Annotated in this window: 21 protein-coding genes; 9 read left to right on the top strand and 12 right to left on the bottom strand. The window is 70.8% G+C overall.

The genetic code is table 11. The annotated features are described in order from the left end of the window. Nucleotides 1-284: 284 nt before the first annotated feature. Together ACGF4C_RS28095 and ACGF4C_RS28090 are read right to left on the bottom strand one after the other, a co-directional pair. Nucleotides 285-1247 (bottom strand): zinc-binding dehydrogenase, encoded by a 963-nt coding sequence (locus ACGF4C_RS28095; RefSeq protein ID WP_393569613.1) that lies wholly within the window; start codon nt 1245-1247, stop codon nt 285-287. 191 nt (nt 1248-1438) lie between these two features. Further along, nucleotides 1439-2668: an NADP-dependent malic enzyme gene (locus ACGF4C_RS28090; RefSeq protein WP_393569611.1), complete on the bottom strand. Its 1230-nt coding sequence runs from the start codon at nt 2666-2668 to the stop codon at nt 1439-1441. A 542-nt stretch (nt 2669-3210) separates the two neighbouring features. Between ACGF4C_RS28090 and ACGF4C_RS28085 the strand changes: the two genes are divergently transcribed. Genes ACGF4C_RS28085 through ACGF4C_RS28075 form a run of 3 tightly spaced genes read left to right on the top strand, consistent with a single transcriptional unit; the run spans nt 3211 to nt 5984 of the window. Beyond that, the gene (locus ACGF4C_RS28085) at nt 3211-4185 is read left to right on the top strand and encodes an ABC transporter substrate-binding protein (RefSeq protein ID WP_393569609.1); all 975 of its coding nucleotides are present in this window, start codon (nt 3211-3213) and stop codon (nt 4183-4185) included. Between the two features lie 60 nt (nt 4186-4245). Then, nucleotides 4246-5187, top strand: coding sequence for an amino acid ABC transporter permease (locus tag ACGF4C_RS28080; protein ID WP_030416014.1), 942 nt, complete (start codon nt 4246-4248; stop codon nt 5185-5187). Nucleotides 5188-5231: 44 nt separating this feature from the next. Further along, nucleotides 5232-5984, top strand: coding sequence for an amino acid ABC transporter ATP-binding protein (locus ACGF4C_RS28075; RefSeq protein WP_362148694.1), 753 nt, complete (start codon nt 5232-5234; stop codon nt 5982-5984). An 84-nt stretch (nt 5985-6068) separates the two neighbouring features. Here ACGF4C_RS28075 and ACGF4C_RS28070 read toward each other — a convergent pair whose 3' ends face one another. Next, entirely contained in the window at nt 6069-6830 is a 762-nt protein-coding gene (locus tag ACGF4C_RS28070; protein ID WP_393569607.1) for a class I SAM-dependent methyltransferase, read from the bottom strand. Nucleotides 6831-6924: 94 nt separating this feature from the next. On the opposite strand from ACGF4C_RS28070, the gene ACGF4C_RS28065 reads away from it, so the two are divergent. Next, a complete protein-coding gene (locus ACGF4C_RS28065; protein WP_393569605.1) occupies nt 6925-7554 on the top strand; it encodes a CGNR zinc finger domain-containing protein in 630 nt (209 codons plus the stop codon). Here the strand turns inward: ACGF4C_RS28065 and sodX are convergent. Then, complete coding sequence (sodX, locus tag ACGF4C_RS28060; protein WP_388964291.1) at nt 7458-7928, bottom strand: nickel-type superoxide dismutase maturation protease; 471 nt, start codon at nt 7926-7928, stop codon at nt 7458-7460. The genes ACGF4C_RS28065 and sodX overlap by 97 nt on opposite strands. Nucleotides 7929-8133: 205 nt before the next feature. Between sodX and sodN the strand changes: the two genes are divergently transcribed. Further along, entirely contained in the window at nt 8134-8529 is a 396-nt protein-coding gene (gene sodN, locus ACGF4C_RS28055) for a superoxide dismutase, Ni (protein ID WP_030416009.1), read from the top strand. A 169-nt stretch (nt 8530-8698) separates the two neighbouring features. Here sodN and secY read toward each other — a convergent pair whose 3' ends face one another. The 3 genes from secY to ACGF4C_RS28040 form a co-directional block, all read right to left on the bottom strand. Next, entirely contained in the window at nt 8699-10012 is a 1314-nt protein-coding gene (gene secY, locus ACGF4C_RS28050; protein ID WP_393569602.1) for a preprotein translocase subunit SecY, read from the bottom strand. A 218-nt stretch (nt 10013-10230) separates the two neighbouring features. Continuing rightward, nucleotides 10231-10620 carry a cellulase gene (locus tag ACGF4C_RS28045; protein ID WP_393569600.1) on the bottom strand — a complete coding sequence of 130 codons (390 nt, stop codon included), beginning with the start codon at nt 10618-10620 and terminating at the stop codon, nt 10231-10233. An 11-nt stretch (nt 10621-10631) separates the two neighbouring features. Further along, entirely contained in the window at nt 10632-11138 is a 507-nt protein-coding gene (locus ACGF4C_RS28040; protein ID WP_393569598.1) for a SigE family RNA polymerase sigma factor, read from the bottom strand. Between the two features lie 265 nt (nt 11139-11403). Here ACGF4C_RS28040 and ACGF4C_RS28035 point away from each other — a divergent pair, with 265 nt between their 5' ends. Continuing rightward, on the top strand, nt 11404-11772 hold the full coding sequence (locus ACGF4C_RS28035; RefSeq protein ID WP_393569596.1) for a YciI family protein: 369 nt from the start codon (nt 11404-11406) through the stop codon (nt 11770-11772). A gap of 16 nt (nt 11773-11788) precedes the next feature. Here ACGF4C_RS28035 and ACGF4C_RS28030 read toward each other — a convergent pair whose 3' ends face one another. Next, complete coding sequence (locus ACGF4C_RS28030; RefSeq protein ID WP_393569594.1) at nt 11789-12748, bottom strand: LysR family transcriptional regulator; 960 nt, start codon at nt 12746-12748, stop codon at nt 11789-11791. A gap of 217 nt (nt 12749-12965) precedes the next feature. On the opposite strand from ACGF4C_RS28030, the gene snpA reads away from it, so the two are divergent. Next, nucleotides 12966-13634, top strand: coding sequence for a snapalysin (gene snpA, locus ACGF4C_RS28025; RefSeq protein ID WP_393569592.1), 669 nt, complete (start codon nt 12966-12968; stop codon nt 13632-13634). 237 nt (nt 13635-13871) lie between these two features. Here the strand turns inward: snpA and crcB are convergent, their stop codons facing one another. Beyond that, the gene (crcB, locus tag ACGF4C_RS28020; RefSeq protein ID WP_393569589.1) at nt 13872-14309 is read right to left on the bottom strand and encodes a fluoride efflux transporter CrcB; all 438 of its coding nucleotides are present in this window, start codon (nt 14307-14309) and stop codon (nt 13872-13874) included. 153 nt (nt 14310-14462) lie between these two features. On the opposite strand from crcB, the gene ACGF4C_RS28015 reads away from it, so the two are divergent. Together ACGF4C_RS28015 and ACGF4C_RS28010 are read left to right on the top strand one after the other, a co-directional pair. Beyond that, nucleotides 14463-15191: a FadR/GntR family transcriptional regulator gene (locus tag ACGF4C_RS28015; protein WP_393569587.1), complete on the top strand. Its 729-nt coding sequence runs from the start codon at nt 14463-14465 to the stop codon at nt 15189-15191. Continuing rightward, nucleotides 15188-16447 carry a CynX/NimT family MFS transporter gene (locus ACGF4C_RS28010; protein ID WP_393569585.1) on the top strand — a complete coding sequence of 420 codons (1260 nt, stop codon included), beginning with the start codon at nt 15188-15190 and terminating at the stop codon, nt 16445-16447. Before ACGF4C_RS28015 ends, ACGF4C_RS28010 begins: the two co-directional genes overlap by 4 nt. 246 nt (nt 16448-16693) lie before the next feature. Here ACGF4C_RS28010 and ACGF4C_RS28005 read toward each other — a convergent pair whose 3' ends face one another. The 3 genes from ACGF4C_RS28005 to ACGF4C_RS27995 all read right to left on the bottom strand — a co-directional run bounded on the left by ACGF4C_RS28005 (nt 16694) and on the right by ACGF4C_RS27995 (nt 20069). Continuing rightward, complete coding sequence (locus tag ACGF4C_RS28005; protein WP_393569583.1) at nt 16694-17050, bottom strand: DoxX family protein; 357 nt, start codon at nt 17048-17050, stop codon at nt 16694-16696. 313 nt (nt 17051-17363) lie between these two features. Beyond that, nucleotides 17364-18449: a magnesium and cobalt transport protein CorA gene (locus ACGF4C_RS28000; RefSeq protein ID WP_393569635.1), complete on the bottom strand. Its 1086-nt coding sequence runs from the start codon at nt 18447-18449 to the stop codon at nt 17364-17366. A gap of 93 nt (nt 18450-18542) precedes the next feature. Beyond that, entirely contained in the window at nt 18543-20069 is a 1527-nt protein-coding gene (locus ACGF4C_RS27995) for an MFS transporter (protein WP_393569581.1), read from the bottom strand. Nucleotides 20070-20158: the final 89 nt, after the last annotated feature.

Below are 20158 nucleotides of genomic sequence, written 5' to 3'. Positions count from 1 at the left end.
CCAACGGGAGGGGACGGGCCGGAGGGGCCGGTTGTGTGGACGTAAAGCGTCAGCAGTCCACACAACCGGCCCCGGAGGCCCGTCACCGCACCCGAAACACCACCAGCCCGCCGCAGGCGCAACGGCGAGAAACCACCGCGGCGGGACAGACGAGTACGTACGGGGCGCCGCAGAGCGGCTAGCGGCGAGCCCCGCGGCGGGACAGACGGGTACGTGGGAGGCGCCGCAAAGCGCAACGGCGAGCAACACCCACGGCGCCGCAGCCAACTACGTGGGGCAAACACCTACACCGTGAGGACGATCTTGCCGAAGAGGTCGCCCTCCGCCATCTTCGCGAAGCCCTCGCGGGCGCGGTCCAGGGGCAGGGTGGAGTCGATCACCGGGCGGATCCCCTTCGCGGCGCAGAAGCTGAGCAGGCCGGCCAGTTCCTCCTTGCTGCCCATCGTCGAGCCGACGATCTTCAGCTCCAGGAAGAAGATCCGGTTCAGCTCCCCGCTCTTGGGGGTGAAACCGCTGGTGGCGCCGGAGATCACGAGCGTTCCGCCGGGGCGCAGCGACTTGACGGAGTGCGACCAGGTGGCGGCGCCGACGGTCTCGATCACCGCGTCCACCCGCTGCGGCAGCCGCTCCCCGCTGGCGAACACCGCCTCCGCGCCGAGCTCCAGGGCGCGCTTGCGCTTGGCCTCGTCGCGGCTGGTGGCGAAGACCCGCAGGCCGGCCGCGGCGCCGAGGACGATGGCGGCGGTCGCGACGCCGCCGCCCGCGCCCTGGACCAGCACGCTGTCCCCGGGGCGCACGCCCCCGTTGGTGAACAGCATCCGGTACGCGGTCAGCCAGGCGGTGGGGAGGCAGGCGGCCTCCTCGAAGGAGAGCTCCTTCGGCTTGGGCAGCACGTTCCAGGTGGGGACGGTGACCTGCTCGGCGAAGGAGCCCTGGTAGCGCTCGGTGAGGATGGAGGGCTTCTCCTTGGGGCCGACGCCGTGACCGGTCTGGCCGATGACGGAGTGCAGGACGACCTCGTTGCCGTCCGCGTCGATCCCGGCGGCGTCGCAGCCGAGGATCATCGGCAGCGCGTCCTCGGTGATGCCCACCCCGCGCAGCGTCCACAGGTCGTGGTGGTTGAGCGAGGCGGCCTTGACGTTGACGGTCGTCCAGCCGGGGCGTACGTCGGGGGCCGGGCGGTCCCCCAACTCGAGGCCGTTCAGCGGCTGGTCACGGTCGATGCGGGCGGCATAGGCAGCAAACATGATCCCAACGTAGGCCGCGGGCGGGCGCCGCGGTACCGCGCACGGGTGTGACACGCACCGCGCCACCCGGCCGCAAACCGGCACAACGGCCGCGCACCTCACCAGGTCGCTCATCGCGAACGGGCCGGGCCCGCACCCTGAGGGAGGTGCGGGCCCGGCCCGTTGCACGGGAGCGGCAAGGCCGCCGGGGCTCAGCGGCGTGCCACGCCCTCGGCGCGGGCGGCGGCGGCCACGGCGGCGGTGACGGCCGGGGCGACCCGCTCGTCGAACGGCGAGGGGATGACCCGGTCGGCGCTCAGTTCGTCGGCGACGACGGCGGCCAGTGCCTCGGCGGCGGCGAGCTTCATGCCCTCGGTGATCCGCGACGCGCGCACCTGCATGGCGCCGGCGAAGATGCCGGGGAAGGCGAGCACGTTGTTGATCTGGTTGGGGAAGTCGCTGCGTCCGGTGGCCACCACGGCCGCGTACTTGTGCGCGACGTCGGGGTGGATCTCCGGGGTGGGGTTGGCCATCGCGAAGATCAGCGAGTTCTTCGCCATCTTCGCCACCGCCGCCTCCGGCACGGTGCCGCCGGAGACGCCGATGAAGACGTCGGCGCCGTCCAGCGCCTGCTCCAGCGAACCGGTCAGCCCGGCCTTGTTGGTGAAGCCGGCCAGGTCGCGCTTGACGTCGGTGAGGTCCTCGCGGTCGGCGGAGACCACGCCCTTGCGGTCGCAGACCGCGACGTCGCCGATGCCCGCCTCGATGAGGATCTTGGCGATGGCGACCCCGGCCGCGCCGGCGCCGGAGATGACCGCGCGCAGCTGCCCCAGCGAGCGGTCGGTGAGCTTCGCGGCGTTGCGCAGCGCGGCGAGCGTGACGACGGCCGTGCCGTGCTGGTCGTCGTGGAAGACCGGGATGTCCAGGGCTTCCTGGAGCCGGCGCTCGATCTCGAAGCACCGCGGCGCCGAGATGTCCTCCAGGTTGACGCCGCCGAAGGACGGTGCCATCCGGACGACGGTCTCGATGATCTCGTCGGTGTCGGTGGTGGCGAGCGCGATCGGCACCGCGTCCACTCCGCCGAACTGCTTGAACAGGATGGCCTTGCCCTCCATCACGGGGAGGGAGGCCTCCGGGCCGATGTCGCCCAGACCCAGCACCGCGGTGCCGTCCGTGACGACCGCGACGACCTGGGACTTCCACGTGTAGTCGTGCACGAGCTCGGGCTGCTCGGCGATGGCGCTGCACACCTTGGCGACACCCGGCGTGTATGCGAGGGACAGGTCGTCCTTGTCGCGCACCGGGACGGTTGCCTGAATGGCCATCTTGCCGCCGCGATGCAGCGCGAAGGCCGGATCGAAGGTGCCGTCGGGCGCTGTGCCCGGGTCTTCGTCCGCGCCGGTATTGCCGTCGCTGGCGGGATTGACGATCTCCGCTGCCACTTGTCTTACCCCTTTTATTCGTAAATCTGCTGAGGGTGACCACTCCCTGGTTAAGGGGTGGGCGGGCACCGCGTCCGCGCCCTGCGTGACGGTTGGCCGCCGCGCGGGGGGAGGTACGGACGCCGGGCGCGCCGCACACGCGCCCTGAGCCCCGGATGAGGGGTGTAACGCACCTTTCTACCCGACGGGCGCGGGCCCCGACGAGTCAGATTCATTACCCTCGGGTTGAGAGGCCCGACAATAACGGCGAAATGGACGAAAAAGGCAGAAGAGCCATGAGTCCGCTGTCCGGATTTCGAGACGCCTGGAGCGAACCTAACGGCCCCTGGCTTCCCACGGGACGCTGGTTTCGCATCTGCCACAGGGCCGTCACCTCCGCTTCCCCGTCCGTTATCCGATTTTGACCTGTACGACAGTCCGAATACCGGAGTCCGGATGGCAAGATTCCGTCACCAACCGAGGTCGCGACGCTCGAAGGGGTGCGCACGGCCCCTTCGTCACGTCTTTGTCACGTCGGCTTCTCCACCCGCAGGAGGATCAGCATGACCGCAAGCACCACGCGCCGCCCGGCCGCCGGCAGGCACCGTAAAGCCGTGGCCGCCGCGGCCGCGGTCGTCGCCTCGCTGATGGTGCTCAGCGCCTGCGGCGACCAGACCGACGCGGCGATCGCCCGGCGTGAGGCGCAGAAGAACCGGAACGTCCACGCGCCGCTGTTCAAGCTGTTGCCGAAGGACGTGCAGGAAAAGGGCCTCCTCCAGGTCGGCTCGGACATCACCTACAAGCCGGTGGAATTCCGATCGAACGGCGCGATCGAGGGCATCGACCCGGACCTCGCGGCGGCGATGAGCAAGGAGCTGGGCATCAAGCTCAACTTCAACAACGCCACCTTCGACACCCTCATGGGCGGTCTGAAGTCCAAGCGCTACGACATCGCGATGTCGGCGATGACGGACACCAAGGAGCGCCAGGAGGGCATCGACAGCAACACCGGCAAGAAGATCGGCCAGGGCGTCGACTTCATCGACTACCTCAACGTCGGCGTCTCGCTGTACACCCAGAAGGGCAAGACCAACGGCGTCGACGGCTGGGAAACGCTGTGCGGCAAGAAGATCGCGGTCCAGCGCGGCACGGTCTCGCACGACCTGGCCAAGGACAAGTCGAAGGCCTGCCAGAAGAACGGCGAGGAGCCGATCTCCATCGAGGCGTTCGACAACGACTCCGAGGCCCAGACCCGGCTGCGTACCGCGGGCGTGGACGCCGTCTCCAGCGACTACCCGGTCGCGGCGTACGCGGTGAAGGTCTCCGGGCACGGCAAGGATTTCCAGATGGTCGGCGGCGCGCCCCTCAAGGCGGCCCCGTACGGCATCGCCGTCCCCAAGGGCCAGGAGAAGCTCCGTGACGCCCTCAAGGCGGCCGTGGAACTCGCGATCAAGAATCGCTCGTACGCCAAGGTCCTGGACAAGTGGGACGTCAAGGACGCGGCGGTCAAGGAAGTGAAGCTCAACGGCGGCAGCTGAGCCGCCGGCAGCCGTCCCGTCCCCTCCGGCCCTCCCGCCGAATGCTGAAAGGCAACCTCCGTGTCAGTTGACGTCGACAAGCCGGCCCAGCCGCCGGCGGACGCCCCGCCCCCGCCCGAGTCCATCAAGGCCATCCCGGTCCGCCACTACGGGCGCTGGGTCGCGGCGCTCGTGGTCATCGGGCTGGTCGCGCTGCTGTTCCGGGCCTTCGCCTCCGGGAACGTCAACTGGGGCGCCATCCCCCAGTACATGTTCAACGGGGACATCCTCAAGGGCCTGCGCAACACCCTGCTGATCACCGTCCTGTCGATGATCATCGGCATCGTGCTCGGCGTGATCCTGGCCGTGATGCGCCAGTCCAAGAACCCGGTGACGTCGACCGTCGCGTGGTTCTACGTCTGGTTCTTCCGCGGCACCCCGGTGTACGTCCAGCTGTTCCTCTGGTTCAACCTGGGCCTGGTCTTCCAGTACATCGACATCATGCCGATCTACAAGGACGAGTGGTCGGACTTCATGACCCCGTTCCTGTGCGCGCTGCTCGGCCTCGGCCTCAACGAGGCCGCGTACATGGCCGAGATCTGCCGGGCCGGCCTGAACGCCGTCGACGAGGGCCAGACCGAGGCGGCGCACGCGCTGGGCATGAGCCACGGCAAGACGCTGCGCCGGATCATCGTGCCGCAGGCGATGCGGGTGATCGTGCCGCCGACCGGCAACGAGGTCATCAACATGCTGAAGACCTCCTCGCTGGTCATCGCCGTGCAGTACTACGACCTCCTGCAGGCCGCGCAGAACGTCGGCCGGGACTCCGGTGTCGTGGTCGAGATGCTGATCCTCGCCGCGACCTGGTACCTGATCGCCACCACGGTGCTCAGCATCGGCCAGTACTACCTGGAGCGCTACTACGCGCGGGGCTCCAGCCGCCAGCTCCCGCCCACTCCGCTCCAGCGCGCCAAGGCGCGGCTGTCCGGCGGCTTCAACCGCTCCGCCGGAGGTGTCGGATGACCAGCAAGCTGACGACGAAGACCGCCGGCAGCAGCGGCGGCCCGATGGTCAAGGCCGAGGGCGTCCACAAGTCCTTCGGCGCGGCGCACATCCTCAAGGGCATCGACCTGGAGGTCGCGCCCCGGGAGGTCTTCTGCCTGATCGGCCCGTCCGGTTCCGGCAAGTCGACGTTCCTGCGCTGCATCAACCACCTGGAGAAGATCAACGCCGGCCGGCTGTCCGTCGACGGCGAACTGGTCGGCTACCGCGAGAACAACGGCAAGCTCTACGAGCTGCGCGACCGCGAGGTCGCCGCCCGCCGCCGCGACATCGGCATGGTCTTCCAGCGCTTCAACCTCTTCCCGCACATGACCGCGATCGAGAACGTCATGGAGGCGCCGGTCCAGGTCAAGGGCGAGTCCCGGGCCGCGGCCCGGGAGCGCGCGACCAAGCTCCTGGACCGGGTCGGGCTGGCCGACAAGGCCGGGAACTACCCCTCGCAGCTCTCCGGCGGTCAGCAGCAGCGGGTGGCGATCGCCCGGGCCCTGGCCATGGAGCCGAAGCTGATGCTCTTCGACGAGCCGACCTCGGCGCTCGACCCGGAGCTGGTCGGTGACGTCCTGGACGTCATGAAGGACCTGGCGGCGGACGGCATGACGATGATCGTCGTCACCCATGAGATGGGCTTCGCCCGCGAGGTCGGCGACTCGCTGGTCTTCATGGACAACGGGGTGGTCGTCGAGTCCGGCCACCCGCGCGAGGTCCTGGGCAACCCGCAGCACGAGCGGACGAAGTCGTTCCTGTCGAAGGTGCTGTAAGGCGTTCCGGCCGGACGCGCGGTGATACGGCACGATGGGCCGCTCCCCGAGGGGGCGGCCCATCGCTGCGGTGTACGGGCGGCGCTACTTCAGCCCGAGCACCAGCGCGTCGGTGGGCGAGGACCACACCGTCCGGGCCTCGGCGAAGCCCGAGTCCCGCAGGGCGGCCGCGTGCCACGCCGCCGACGGGGTGTCGCCGTCGGCGTGCTCGCCGTAGATCTCGAAGCGCTCGGCGGTCGGCCCGGCCAGCCGCGGGTCGGCGGCGGCCAGCTGCCACCACTCGGCCCAGTCGACCGCGCCGGCAGCCTTGGCCTGGTCCATCCGGGCGTGCCGGAAGGCCCGCTCGGCCGCGTTGATCCGCGGGGTGGACGCCTCCGGCATGCGGTCGGCGTTGAGGAACACCCCGCCGTCCCGCACCAGCGTGCCGAGCTGGCCGTAGAGGGCCCGCAGGTCCTCGGTGTGCAGCCAGTGCAGCGCGGTCGCGGTGAGGACCGCGTCGTAGGAGTCGTGCGGCAGCTTCGCCGTCCAGTCCGGGTCCTTCAGATCGGCCCGTACGAACCTGACCCGGGGCTCGTTCTCGAAGTACCCTTCCGCGATGGCCAGCAGCGCGGGATCCAGGTCGACGCCCACACTCCCGGCCTCCGGGAACCGCTTCAGCAGCCGGTCGGTGATACTGCCCGTACCGCACGCGAGGTCCAGCACCCGGGGCGCGGGGCCCACCAGCGCCTCGACCATGTCGAGCATCACCCGGAACCGCTCCTCGCGGTCGGGGAGGTACCACTCCTGCTGGCGGTCCCAACTGTCCTGCCACGCCTGCCAATCGGCACCGACGACGGTCTCGGTCATCGCTTCCCCTCCACGCCGTAATACCCTAGTAATGGGCCTGCCCATTACTGCACCCATACGACCGCACCCTATCCGCCGCCCGTAAGGACTACAAGTGGAACTGGCCTATTACTCGGACTATGCCGTGCGACTGGTCAACACCGAGCAGCCCGAGCGCGGCAGCGACAGCCTGACCTCGGTCGAGGCCGTGCGCGAGCTCTTCGGGCCCGCCCAGCAGGCGGCCCGGCGGGCGACCGACAGCGACGTCACCCGGCTGCGGGCGGTGCGCGCCCGGCTGCGCGCGGTCTTCGAGGCCGCCGCCGCCGACGACGAGGTCCTGGCGGTGGACCTGCTCAACGCGCTGATGATGGAGTTCCCGGTCAGCCCGCAGATTTCCGGCCACGAGTACCGGGACGACGACGGGCGGCCCAAATGGCACATGCACATCGCCGAGCAGGCCGCCAACGCAACGGCCGGCTTCACCGCGACCGCCTGCATGGGACTGGCCTTCCACCTCACCGAACTGGGCGTGGACCGGCTGGGCATCTGCGAGGCGGCCCCCTGCCGCCACGTCTACCTGGACACCTCGACCAACCGCTCCCGGCGCTACTGCTCCGACCGCTGCGCCACCCGCGCCAACGTCGCCGCCTACCGCGCCCGCAAACGCCTGGAGAGCGAACGCTCGGCCCGCACCGGACGGACCGCGGACGCCGCCCAGGAGAGCAGCGCGGGCACCGACCGCTGAACCCCGCGCGGCGGCCGCAGCCGCAGCCGGGCACGGGCGATGACCAGTTCGTCCGGAACCACCCCGAATTCCCGGCTGTCGTTCTCGACGAACGGATTGTCCCCCCGGACCCACCAGCCGCCGTCCTGCCGCCGCACGGCCCGCTTGACGATCAGCAGGTCCTGCCGGAACGGGTGCCGCAGCACGACCACGTCACCGGGCCGCACCACCGCGCCGTACTGCACCACCAGCTGATCACCGGGGAGCAGCGTGGGCACCATGGACGGGTTGTAGACCTCGGCCAGCCCGAACGCGCGGAGCAGCCCGGCCCGCTCCGGCCCCGGCTCCGCGCCCTCGCCCTGCTCCGGTCCGCGCTCGTCCACCCGCTCCGGCATCCCTTACCTCCCGGTCCAGCCCCGGTCCGACCCTCCCCCGGACTCCGTCCGGGGGCACCCCCATTTCGCTTCGCTCAGGTCCATCCTCCAACAGTCCCGGCCCGGCACCGGACTTTTGCCCTAAGACCCCCGGGCCGCCCGAGAAAAGCCTTCCCGCACCGAGTAATCTCGCACCTGAGAAGACGATCACGAGGAAGGACTGCACATGCTTTCCCGCCTGTTCGCGCCCAAGGTCAAGGTCAGCGCCCACTGCGACCTGCCCTGCGGCGTCTACGACCCGGCCCAGGCCCGCATCGAGGCCGAGTCGGTCAAGGCCGTCCAGGAGAAGTACCAGGCCAACGAGGACCCTGACTTCCGCACCCGCGCCGTCCTGATCAAGGAGCAGCGCGCGGAGCTGGCCAAGCACCACGTCTCGGTGCTGTGGAGCGACTACTTCAAGCCCCCGCACTTCGAGAAGTACCCCGAGCTGCACCAGCTCGTGAACGACACCCTCAAGGCGCTCAGCGCGGCCAAGGGTTCCAACGACCCGGCGACCGGCCAGAAGGCCCTCGACCTCATCGGCAAGATCGCCGACATCTTCTGGGAGACCAAGAAGGCCTGAGGCTTGCACAGGCGGCCTGACCTGCACTTCCGCGGGTGGCCCCGCCTACCTGTCCGCACCCGGTCCGCATGCCGCCGCACACGGCGGCCATGACGGAGCGGGTGCGGTCTTCTTTGCCCGGCCGCAGCCGCGCGTGGATCCGCGGCCCTCACGGCCAGGGCGAGGCGCGTCAGCGCAGGAGGAACCCTTCGTAAGTGCGCTGCCGGAGCTGGCTCTCGATCTGCTTCACGGTCTCCAGGCCGACGCTCACGATGATGAGGATGCTCGTGCCGCCGAACGGGAAATTGCTGCCGTGGAACAGCACCAGTGCCGCCGTGGGCACAAGGGCGATCAGCCCCAGGTAGAGCGCTCCCGGCCAGGTGATCCGGTTGAGCACGTAACCCAGATGGCCAGCTGTGGGTCGGCCGGCCCGGATGCCGGGGATGAACCCGCCGTGCTTCTTCATGTTGTCGGCGACTTCCTTGGGGGTGAAGGAGATGGCGACGTAGAAGAACGCGAAGACGACGATCAACAGGAAGTAAAGGGTCAGATAGACCGGTTGGTCGCCCCTGACGAGATTCGTGGCGATCCACCGGGCCCATCCGGACGCCGAGTCGCCCCCGAGATCGATCAGCGTGGGGATGGAGAGCAGCGATGAGGCGAAGATGACGGGAATGACACCCGCCTGGTTCACCTTCAGCGGGATATAGGTCGACGTGCCGCCGTAGGAACGGCGGCCGATCATTCGTTTCGCGTACTGGACCGGAATCCGGCGCTGCGCCTGCTCGACGAAGACCACCAGGCAGACCATGCAGAGGCCGACCGCGATCACGAGGCCGAACTCGCCCCAGCCGCCCAGTATTTTGCCCGACTTCTTTATCCCCCACAGGTTGGCCGGAAAGCTGGCGGCGAGGGAGGTGAACATCAGGAGGGACATGCCGTTGCCGATGCCGCGGTCGGTGATGAGCTCTCCCAGCCACATCACCACGGCGGTGCCCGCGGTCATCGTGATGACCATGACGGAGGTCCGGAAGATCGAGGTGTCCGGGACGATCTGGGCCCGGACCTGGCAGGTGGGGAAGAGTCCACCGCTTTGCGCCTTGGCCACCACGGCGGCGCCCTGGAGCACCGCCAGGCCCAGCGTCAGGTACCGGGTGTACTGGGTGATCTTCGCGGTGCCCGCCTGGCCCTCCTTCTTCAGCGCCTCCAGGCGCGGAACGACCACCGTCAGCAGTTGAAGGATGATGCTCGCCGTGATGTACGGCGTGATCCCCAGGGCGAAGACGGTGAGTTCCAGCAGCGCACCACCGCTGAACGTGTTGATCAGGCCGAAAAGGCCGCCGTTGCCGCCCCCCGCCTTGATGCACTGGGCAACGTACCGGTAATTCACCCCGGGGACCGGGACGTTCTGCCCCAAGCGGTAGAGCAGCAGGATTCCCAGCGTGAAGAGTATCTTTTTGCGAAGACCGGGCTCTTTGAACACCCTGACGAATACGGTAGGCACTTTTCAAGTCGTCCTTAATTCAGGCAGGCGTCATCGCCGGCCCGGAGCAGATTTCTGCATGCGGCCAGAGCTGACGTGACGTCAGAGAGCTCGTGATGCCGAGCAGGCCGGTGGTGGTGGTCGGCCCGAAGGTCCAGCAGCGGTGCGGCGCGGCGTTCGCGCGGGGCGAGTTGTGGAGCGTCCTTACGGCACTCCCGCTCGCTCCCCTGGCGCCGGCCCTACTTGGCCGTCGAGGTGGGGGCCGGGGCCGGCGCGGTCGCGCAGGTGCGGGTGGGGAGCGGGACCGGCACGGTCGTGGAGGTGTGGGCCGGAAGCGGGACCGGCACGGTGGTGCAGGTGCGGGGCGGGAGGGGGACCGGCGCGGTCGTGGAGGTGGGTCGGTGATGAGGAACGGCGGGCCCGCCCTGGGCGGAGGCGCTCGGCAGGACTTCCAGCCCGACGCCGAGCCCGGCGATCGTCAGCGCCGAGCCGGTGGCCATCCAGACCGTACGAGCACGCCGACGGGCCCGGACCCCGGCTTGCAGCCGCTGCCGGTGCTGGTCCTCAAAGGGGGTGTTGGCCTGGGTGTCGCGCATCATCCGCGCGAGTTCGCGCTCGAAGTCTTCCATGATGTCTCCTTTCACTTCACCGGCTCGATGGCGTCACCCAGGACCTGCCGCAACCGCGCCACGCCCCGTGACGTGAGGGACCGGGCGGTGCCCACCGGACACCCCAGCGCCTCGGCAACCTGCCCCTCGGACAGGTCCTGGTAGTAGCGCAGCACCACCGCGGCACGCTGCCGCACCGGCAGCAGCGCCAACGCGGCCTCCAACCGCGTCCGTTCCTCCACGGCAGCGGCCACATCGCCGGTCTCGGGAAGCTCCGGCAACCGCTCCACCGGACGCTCGCCCCACCAGCGACGCCGCGCCGAGCGGGCCGCCGCACGTGCCAGCACCCGGCGCACATACGCCTCCGGCGCCTGCTCGGCCACCCTCGGCCATGCGAACCACAGCTTGACCAGCGCCTCCTGCAGCAGATCCTCGGCCCGGTGACGGTCTCCGCCGGTGAGCAGATGCGCCAGGTGAAGCAGTGCCGGCCAACGAGCCGCGACGAACCGGTCGAACGCATCGGCCCGCATCTGCCCCATCAACGCCGTCCCTCCCCTCGATCACTCGCCTACGCCCCTACAAAGGCACTGACCCACGTCCCGCTATGCACTCCGCGGACGTGAGCTGCCTCACACGCCCACCTCGGCCCGTGCGTAAGCCACTTCTTTGCACCGAAAGCGCATTCCAGGTGGTGTCGGGCCGGCACGGGGCGGTTCGCCGGGTTAGTAAGGGGGCGATCCGGCCACCCGGCAGGGGCCGGCCGGGCGCCGTAGGGACGACGCGACAGGGACACGGGAGGCCGCCATGCGCTTCATGATGCTGCTCAGGACCGACGAGAACGCGATGCCCGCCGGCGGGCCCGGCGCGGAGCTGATGGAGCGGATGGGCAAGCTCCTCGACGAGATGACCGCGGCCGGGGTGCTGCTGGACACCGCGGGGCTGACGTCGAGCACACAGGGCACCCGGCTGCGGCTGTCGGGCGGGCGGATCACCGCGACCGAGGGGCCGTTCCAGGAGGACGGGGAGGTGATCGGCGGGTACGCGCTGATCCGGGCCGGCTCGCAGCAGGAGGCGGTCGGATGGGCCGAGCGCTTCCTGGGGGTGCACGGGGACGCGTGGACCCTGTCCGCCGAGGTCCGGCAGGTGGACGAGCCGGCGGCGGTCGGGGGGTGACGCCCGGGCAGGGCCCCTACGTCGCCACCGGCAGCGGCCCGTCGTGGCGGGCGAGCCAGGCGCGGTAGGCGTCGCTCGCCCAGGCGATCTCCATGTAGGAGGCGGTCAGGTCGGCGAACAGTTCGTCCGGGGTGCCGGCCGGAGTACCGTCCTGGCGGCAGGCCATGACGAGCCGGACCGCGAGCGGGTCGCCGTACAGAGGGCGGATGGCCATGCCGTGCCGGGAGCGGGCGGTCGGCTGGCAGGGGGTGACCACCTCGCCGGCCGTGACCAGGTCCACCGCGGTGAGGTAATCGCCGTGCACCACCCGGGGGTTGATTCCGGCCGCCGCCCATATACGGCGCAAACCGGCCCATTCGCCGTCCACCGTCGGGTCGACCATCCACTGGTCCTCGGCGAGGTCGGCGACCCGTACGACCTCCTGCGCGGCCGCCGGGTGGCTGTCCGCCAGGGCGATGAACTGCGGCTCGCGGGCGATGAGTTCATGCTCGACCAGGCCGTCGGGGACGCGCAGCGGGGCGCCCTCGACCTCGTGCACGAACGCGGCGTCGAGCTGGCCCGTGGCGACCATGTGCAGCAGGGCGTTGGCGGACACATCGGTACGTATGGTCGTGTCCGTTTCGGGCAGCCGGACCCGTAGCCGGCGCAGCCAGCCGGCGACGGCGGGGCTGTTGGTGCTGCCGATGTGCAGCCGGGCGCCCTGCGCACGGTGCGAGACCGACGCGACCTCGTCGACAAGCGCCCGCATTTCGGCCACTATCGGCCGGGCCCGGCACAGCACCGCATGGCCCAGCGGGGTGGGCCGGCTGCCGGTCGGTTCGCGGAAGAAGAGCTGGCCACCGAGGGCCTTCTCGATGCGGTGGAGCTGTGTCGTCAAGGAGGGCTGGGTCATGCCGAGTTGCCGGGCCGCCTTGCGTACGCTGCCGGAGTCCGCGATGGCGCACAGTGCGCGAAGATGCCGTACCTCTAGCTCCACGTCGGGAGCATAACGACGAGGGCATCCGTCACACCAGGCTCTCAAACCCGCCGGAACTCGCCTTTTTCGCGAGGGTATTGCGCCAAGCTATCGCTACCTAACATCTCCGCCCTGCGGGTGAAGTCCGTCCAGACTCAACGGCACGAGAAATCCGCGGGGCCCCGGTCGCCGCCCCACACGGCGACCGTACGGCCCTCGGAGATGAAGGAGCCCCCACATGAGATCTCCCAAGACGGCGCTGTCGGCGGCGCTCGGTCTGGGCCTCGCCGCCGCGCTCGCAGCCGCGGCGCCGGTTTCGGCAGCTTCCCCCTCCCCCACCCACTCCTCCCACTTCAGCACCCCGGCGTCGATCGCCGCCTACAACGGCTCGGCGGCCGAGAAGGCGGACACCAAGGCGTTCTTCGAGGCCGTGATGAAGTCGGCGCGGGCCAAGCTGAAGGCCCACCCGCACGCGGAATCGGTCACCGTGACCTACGACGCGAGCGCCGCACCGACCTTCAAGAGCCAGATAGCCGAGAGCGCGTCGATCTGGAACAGCGCCGTCAAGAACGTGCAGCTGCACGAGGGCAGCGGCGGCGACTTCCAGTACCGCGAGGGCAACGACCCGCGGGGTTCGTACGCCAGCACCGACGGCCACGGCAAGGGCTATGTGTTCCTGGACTACCAGCAGAACCAGGAGTACAACTCCACCCGCGTGACCGCCCACGAGACCGGCCATGTGCTGGGTCTGCCGGACCACTACGAGGGCCCGTGCAGCGAGCTGATGTCCGGCGGCGGCCCCGGCACGTCCTGCCAGAACACCCAGCCGGACGCGAACGAGCGCGCCCAGGTGGAGCAGCTGTGGGCCAACGGCCTGACGGGCGTCCACTTCGGCAAGGCGTCCTGACGCCTGGTTCGCACCACGAGTTCGGCGGTGGCCGGCGGACCGGACCGCGCTGACGGCGGACGGTCCACGCCCCCGGCCTGGGCTGACGAGTACCGGATCCTGGCGGCCGGCTCTCGTATCCCCACCAGCCTCGCATTTCCTGCGCCGCCCTTGCGGTGGGGCTCCCCCGGAGCCCCACCGCTTTTTCGTGCCGCGCGCCCGGGCCTGCGCCGCGGCCACCCGGTCCGTTCTCCGCGCTCACACCGCCCGGCGGCCGGATCCGAGGAGGGCGCGGGTGGCGGCCGCCGCGCCCCATACGGCCGCGAGCGCGAGGAGCACGGTGCCCGCCAGGTACGCCGCCGCGGCCGCCACCCGTCCGGCGGCGACCAGCCGCTGGACGTCCACCGCGTAGGTCGAGAAGGTGGTGAACCCGCCGAGGACGCCCGTGCCGAGGAACGGGCGCACCAGCGGGTGCACGGTCCGGACCTCGGTGATCAGCACCATCAGGACGCCCATCAGCGCACAGCCGACCGCGTTGACGGCCAGGATCGTCCAGGGGAACGCGGCGGGTCCGGCGGGCCGGAGCAGCAAGGCCCCGTACCGGGCCGCGGCGCCGAGGGCCCCGCCCGCGGCCACCACACCGATCACCGGCCACTGCCCCCGCCACGGCGCCGGCCGGCGGACTCGCGCGTTCATGTGCCTCCCGGGATCGAGGGCCCCTCGGGCCACTGTTCCTCATTCGACCTCCTCCAGGCGGTCCTCGTTTGACAGCCACAAACATGGGATGTTCCCATCACCGGTGGAATGGGGCCGGACCGAGCTCCGGTCGTGAGGGGAAGGACGTCGTCGATGCCGCTGCGCAGCACCGCCCGGACGAGCCTGGTGGACCTGGTCATCGAGCAGATGGAGGGCCTGATCGCCGGCGGCGAGTGGCCGGTCGGGACGAAGATCCCCGCCGAGCCCGTGCTCGTCGAGCAGCTCGACGTGGGGCGCAACACGGTCCGCGAGGCGGTGCGCGCCCTGGTGCACACCGGGATGCTGGAGCCGCGCCAGGGCGACGGGACCTACGTCCGCGCCAGCAGCGGCTTCGGCGCCGCCGTACAGCGCCGGCTGCGGCGGGCCGGCGACCTGGAGACGTTCGAGGTGCGCGCCTCGCTGGAGCGCGACGCCGCACGGTACGCGGCCCTGCGCCGCACCGACGAGGACCTCGCCGCGCTGCGCGCCGCCCTCGCCGAGCGGGACCGGGCCTGGCGCGGCGGCGACCTGCCCGCCTTCATCGACGCGGACCTGGACTTTCACCGCACCATCGCCGCCGCGGCCCACAACAGCGTCCTCGCCGACCTCTACGACCACCTCAGCGACGCCCTGCGGGCCACGCTCCAGTCGGTCGTCGGCGCCCCGGTCCCCGATTCCGTCCGCAATCAGTACGACGCGCACGAGGCCATCGTCGACGCCATCGAGGCGGGCGACGCGGAGGGCGCCGAGCGGGCCGCGCTGGCGCATCTGAGCGAGGGCATGGCGGCCCTGCGCGACGGCGCCGGCGCGGGCCCGGACCGCACGGAGGAAGACCCGCAGTGACCACCGACCGGACCGCCACCCGCACGGCTCCCGCGCCGCCCGCGTCCCCCGCGCCGCCGACCGCGGGCCCCGGGGCCACCGGCCGCCGCGCCCTCCGCCTCGGTGCCGGCGTCGTCCTGCTGGCGCTGAACCTGCGGCCCGCGCTGGTCGCGGTCTCCCCGCTGGCCGGCACGATCCGGGACGACAGCGGGATGTCGGCCGCCGCGACGAGCCTGCTCACCGCGCTGCCGCTGCTCTGCTTCGGGCTGCTGGCGCCGGTCGCACCGCGGCTGGGACGCCGGTTCGGCATGGAGCGGTCGCTGCTCGGCACGATGGCGCTGATCTGCCTGGGCACCGCGCTGCGGCTGCTGGACTCGGTGGTGGCGCTGTTCGCCGGAACGGTCGTGATCGGCGCCGGCATCGCGGTGGCCAACGTCCTGCTGCCGGGCCTGATCAAGCGGGACTTCCCGGCGCGCGCCGGGCTGATGACCGGTCTGTACTCGATGTCGCTCTTCGGCGGCGCGGCGCTCGCGGCCGGTGTGACCGTCCCGGTCCAGCACGCCGCCGGCCTGAACTGGCAGGCCACCCTGGCCTGTTGGGGCGCGCTCGCGCTCGTCGCCCTGCTCTGCTGGCTGCCGCAGGTGCGCAGCCGTACGCGGGTGCCGGCGGCCGCGGCCCGGCAGGCCGCCCGTCCGGTGCGCGGACTGTGGCGCTCCGCGCTGGCCTGGCAGGTCACCGCGTACATGGGCCTGCAGTCGCTGAGTTACTACGCGGCCGCCGCCTGGCTGCCGACGATGCTCACCGACGCCGGGATGAGCGCGGGCGACGCCGGCTGGATGCTGTCGTTCTCCTCGCTGCTGGGCATCGCGGGGTCGTTCCTCGCGCCGGTGGTCGTCGGCCGCCGGCTGTCGGCCGGCACGCTGGCCACCCTGGGCGCCCTGCTGTGCGCGGCGGCGTTCACCGGGGTGCTGACCGCGCCGGTCGCCGGGGCGTACGTGTGGATGGTGCTGCTGGGGCTCGGCCAGGGCGCGGCGATCAGCCTGGCGCTGCTGTTCATCGTCCAGCGGGCCCCGGACGCCCGGCACACCGCCCAGCTCTCCAGCATGGCGCAGTGCTTCGGCTACGTCCTCGCCGCCACCGGCCCGGCAGTCCTGGGCGCCGTACACGACGCCTCCGGCAGCTGGACGGTCCCCCTGACCGTCCTCCTGGCCCTGCTCCTCCCCCAGATCACAGCCGCCTGGGGCGCGGCCCGCCACCGGCACGTGGCAGGCCGCTGACAGCTCGGCCACCGGTGGCGGGCCACTGACAGCTTCGCCACCGACCTCCCCTCGGGGCCCGTGGCCGCACAGTTGCCCCGCTGTCGGCCCCGCCGTCGCCCCCACCGTTCCGCCGGGAATACCCTCGCCCGCCACCCCGTTGTGGCCCCACCGGGGGCGCTCGCATCCCCTAGACGAGTGGTTCCGAATGCTGACGGTGCGTCCGGGGATGGGTGTGGCTCCTCCTGATGGACAAGCTGCACCGGTTCACCGGGTGCCGTGGTAGGCCAGATTCACGGCCAGAGCAGCCACGGGCAGACAGAAGAACACGGCCCAGGGACCCAGCTGGTGGTCCCGAACCCGCAGGTGGGCACAGAGTGCACCAAGGAAGTACAACACGAGACCGATGGCAGCGAGCGTGCCCAGCACCGGCACGGCGAACCCGGCCAGCAGCCCCAGCGCCCCCAACGCCAGCAGTGTGCCCAGCGGGCGCATCCAGGACCGGGGCACACGCAGCTTGTCCGCCTGACTCTTGGGGTAGTCGTGGCCGATGAAGTTGGCGATGGCGGCCGAACCGTTGACAGCCGAGGTGAGGAGGGTGACCACGAGGTAGGCGGCAAACACGAGAAACCCCTTCTTCTGCGTGAGAACGACGGTTGGGTGTTCGTGTCCTTGACGAAGACAGTGCCTCAAGATGTGACACGCCCTGTCAGACCAGCCCCTCGGGGAAAGCTGCACCCTCCGGGGATGCAGAGAGGGCGTCCAAGATCGTTGTGTGACGAACGAGAACTTGGACGCCCTCATCACCGGACTGTACGTGGAGATCGACGACGGGAATCGCCTCATGAGGCGGGGACGCCTCCCCGCGGACGCCCGCCCAAGGCCACTTGCGCCGCCTCGAGCCACCCGCCCGAAGCCCCAGCCTGAAGCCGCCCGTTCAGAGCCACCCGTTCCGCTTGAACCCGCGGTGGATCACCCAGCAGATGACCACGGCCAGCGTCATCACCAGCGGATAGCCGAACGTCCAGTGCTTTTCCGGCATGTGGTCGAAGTTCATGCCGTAGATGCCGCAGACCATGGTCGGTACGGCGAGGATGGCGACCCAGGCGCTGATCTTGCGCATGTCCTCGTTCTGCGCGACCGTGACCTGCGCGAGATGGGCCTGGAGTATGGAGTTGAGCAGTTCGTCGAAGGCCGTGATCTGTTCGGTGACCCGGGCGAGGTGGTCGGCGACGTCGCGGAAGTACGTCTTGATCTGCGGATCGACCTGCCGCATCGGCCGGGTCGCCAGCTCCCGCATCGGCCGGTCCAACGGGGCCACCGCGCGCTTGAGTTCCAGCAGCTCGCGCTTGAGCTGGTAGATCCGGCCGGCGCCGCCGCTGCCGCGTTCCGAGAAGACCTCGCTCTCGACGTCGTCGATGTCGTCCTGGACGGCGGCCGCGACGTCGAGGTAGTCGTCCACGACGAGGTCGGCGACGGCGTGCAGGACGACGGACGGGCCGAGCGCCAACTGCTCGGGCACCCGCTCCAGTTGCTCGCGCAGCGGCCCCAGCGAGCCGTGCCCGCCGTGCCGGACGGTGATCACGAAGTCGATGCCGGTGAAGACCATGATCTCGCCGGTCTCCACCACCTCGCTGCTGTCGGTGAGCCGGTCGTGCTCGACGTAGCGGACCGTCTTCAGCACGGTGAACAGCGAGTCGTCGTAGTGCTCCAGCTTGGGGCGCTGGTGGGCGTACACGGCGTCCTCGACGGCGAGCGGATGCAGCCCGAACAGGTCGACGATTCCGGCGAATTCCTTCTCGGACGGCTCATGCAGCCCGATCCAGACGAACCCTCTGCCGGACTCCCGTACCCGGCGTATCGCCACATCGGCCGGCTGGTTGCCGTCCTGCCGCACGCCGTCGACGTACACCGCGCAGTTGACCACGGCGGTGCCCAGCGGCGAGCGCGCGGGGTGGCTGAGGTCCACCCCGCGCGTACGCGGCTGCGGAAGCCGGACGGCCTTGCGGAGGTTGCTGATCATCGACACCCGGCCAGTATGGCCTGCGGGCGCCGGGGACCGGTATGCCAAAGCGGGTGTTTTGGCTCCCCGCGGACGCCGCCCCCGGGCCGCGCGTCAGGGGACGGGGACCGGCCGGGGGCGCTCCTCCGCCGCGCTCGCCGGTGCGTCCTGCGGCTCCGCCTGCGGGGTGCGGGCCCGGCGCGGGAGCAGGAAGAGCAGGGCCACGACGAGGACCAGGCCGGCCGCGACCCACCACAGGGCGTGGGTGGTGGCGGCGATGAACGCGGGGTGGGCGGCGCCGGGCGCGGCCGCCCCGCCGCCGGATTCCGCCGGCCCGCCGACGGCCCCGAAGAAGGCCACGGACGAGAGCCCCAGGCCGAGCGCCATGCCCAGCTGGCCGGTGGTGTTGAAGATGCCGGACGCCGAGCCGGAGTGCGCGGCCGGCACCTCGGAGATCGCCACATCGGTGACCGGCGCGACGATCAGCCCCATCCCGGCGCCCATCAGCAGCATCGCCGGCGCCATCTGCCAGGACGTGAGGGCGGTGCCGTAGTGGTCGGCCTCCCAGATGTAGAGCAGGGCGCCGGACAGCATGATCAGCGCGCCCGCCTGCAGGACCGCCCGGCCGAAGCGCGGCACCAGCTTCTGCACCGACATGCCGGCCGCCACCGAGCAGGCGAGCGAGAACGGCACCCCGGTCAGCCCGGCGTGCAGCGGCCCCCAGCCCAGGCCCAGCTGCATGAACAGCGTCCAGATCAGGAAGAACAGGCCGCTGACCGCGCCGAAGGTGAGCTGGACGGCGGCGCCCGCCGCGAAGGACCGGACCCGGAAGAGGGAGAGTTCGACGAGCGGTGAGCCGTCCTTGCGGGCCTTGGCGCGCTCGTAGCGGACGAAGCCGGCCAGGACGAGCGGGCTCGCGCCCATCGAGACGAAGCCCCACAGCGGCCAGCCGGACTCCCGGCCCTGGGTGAGCGGGTAGAGCAGCATCAGCAGGCCGACGGTGGCCAGTGCGGTGCCGACGAGGTCGAGGCGCAGCGCGCCCGCGGAGCGGGACTCGGTGATGAAGCGGCGGCCGAGCAGGATGCCGGCCACCCCGACCGGGAGGTTGATCAGGAAGATCGGGCGCCATTCCAGGCCGAAGAGGTCGCCTTGCGTGAGCAGCGCACCGATCAGCGGCCCGCAGACCGCGCCCAGGCCGATCACCGCGCCGAACATCCCGAAGACCTTGCCGCGTTCGTGTGCCGGGAAGGTGACGTGGATGATCGCGAGCACCTGCGGCACCATCAGCGCGGCCATCGCGCCCTGGAGCACCCGCGCCCCGATCAGCATGCCCGGGCCGGCGGCGAATCCGCACAGGGCGGAGGCGAGCGTGAAGCCGGCCATGCCGAGCAGGAACAGCCGCTTGCGGCCGTGGATGTCGCCGAGCCGGCCGCCGGTGATCAGGCCGAGCGCGAAGGCGAGGGCGTAGCCGGCGGTCACCCACTGCAGGGAGCTGAAGGTGGCGCCGGTGTCCTGCTGGATGCTCGGCAGCGCGATGTTGACGATGGTCGCGTCGACCAGGTCCATGAAGGCGGCCGTGAGGACGACGGCGAGCGCCGTCCAGCGTCTGCGGTCGGGCACGGCGGGGGCGGGCGTGGTCATGGGTACTCCGGGTCCGTGGTCGGTGGTGCGGCGTCCGCGAGCGATGGTGCGGGGACGTCTTCGACGAACACTAGGGCCCATGTAGGACA

Origin of the sequence: Streptomyces sp. NPDC048197 (genome assembly GCF_043202395.1) — a bacterium.
Taxonomy (GTDB): Bacteria; Actinomycetota; Actinomycetes; order Streptomycetales; family Streptomycetaceae; genus Streptomyces; species Streptomyces siderophoricus.
Note: the sequence above shows the minus strand (reverse complement) of the source record. Positions and strands in the feature narration are given on the sequence as shown.

Excerpts from the sequence above, each read along its gene's own strand:
- crcB (WP_393569589.1), bottom strand. The coding sequence starts at position 14,309 with ATGAACGCGCGAGTCCGCCGGCCGGCGCCGTGGCGGGGGCAGTGGCCG.
- ACGF4C_RS28015 (WP_393569587.1), top strand. The coding sequence starts at position 14,463 with ATGCCGCTGCGCAGCACCGCCCGGACGAGCCTGGTGGACCTGGTCATC.
- ACGF4C_RS28075 (WP_362148694.1), top strand. The coding sequence starts at position 5,232 with ATGGTCAAGGCCGAGGGCGTCCACAAGTCCTTCGGCGCGGCGCACATC.
- ACGF4C_RS28095 (WP_393569613.1), bottom strand. The coding sequence starts at position 1,247 with ATGTTTGCTGCCTATGCCGCCCGCATCGACCGTGACCAGCCGCTGAAC.
- ACGF4C_RS28040 (WP_393569598.1), bottom strand. The coding sequence starts at position 11,138 with ATGGGGCAGATGCGGGCCGATGCGTTCGACCGGTTCGTCGCGGCTCGT.
- ACGF4C_RS28035 (WP_393569596.1), top strand. The coding sequence starts at position 11,404 with ATGCGCTTCATGATGCTGCTCAGGACCGACGAGAACGCGATGCCCGCC.
- ACGF4C_RS27995 (WP_393569581.1), bottom strand. The coding sequence starts at position 20,069 with ATGACCACGCCCGCCCCCGCCGTGCCCGACCGCAGACGCTGGACGGCG.
- ACGF4C_RS28045 (WP_393569600.1), bottom strand. The coding sequence starts at position 10,620 with ATGGAAGACTTCGAGCGCGAACTCGCGCGGATGATGCGCGACACCCAG.
- sodX (WP_388964291.1), bottom strand. The coding sequence starts at position 7,928 with ATGCCGGAGCGGGTGGACGAGCGCGGACCGGAGCAGGGCGAGGGCGCG.
- ACGF4C_RS28085 (WP_393569609.1), top strand. The coding sequence starts at position 3,211 with ATGACCGCAAGCACCACGCGCCGCCCGGCCGCCGGCAGGCACCGTAAA.
- ACGF4C_RS28070 (WP_393569607.1), bottom strand. The coding sequence starts at position 6,830 with ATGACCGAGACCGTCGTCGGTGCCGATTGGCAGGCGTGGCAGGACAGT.
- sodN (WP_030416009.1), top strand. The coding sequence starts at position 8,134 with ATGCTTTCCCGCCTGTTCGCGCCCAAGGTCAAGGTCAGCGCCCACTGC.
- snpA (WP_393569592.1), top strand. The coding sequence starts at position 12,966 with ATGAGATCTCCCAAGACGGCGCTGTCGGCGGCGCTCGGTCTGGGCCTC.
- ACGF4C_RS28000 (WP_393569635.1), bottom strand. The coding sequence starts at position 18,449 with ATGATCAGCAACCTCCGCAAGGCCGTCCGGCTTCCGCAGCCGCGTACG.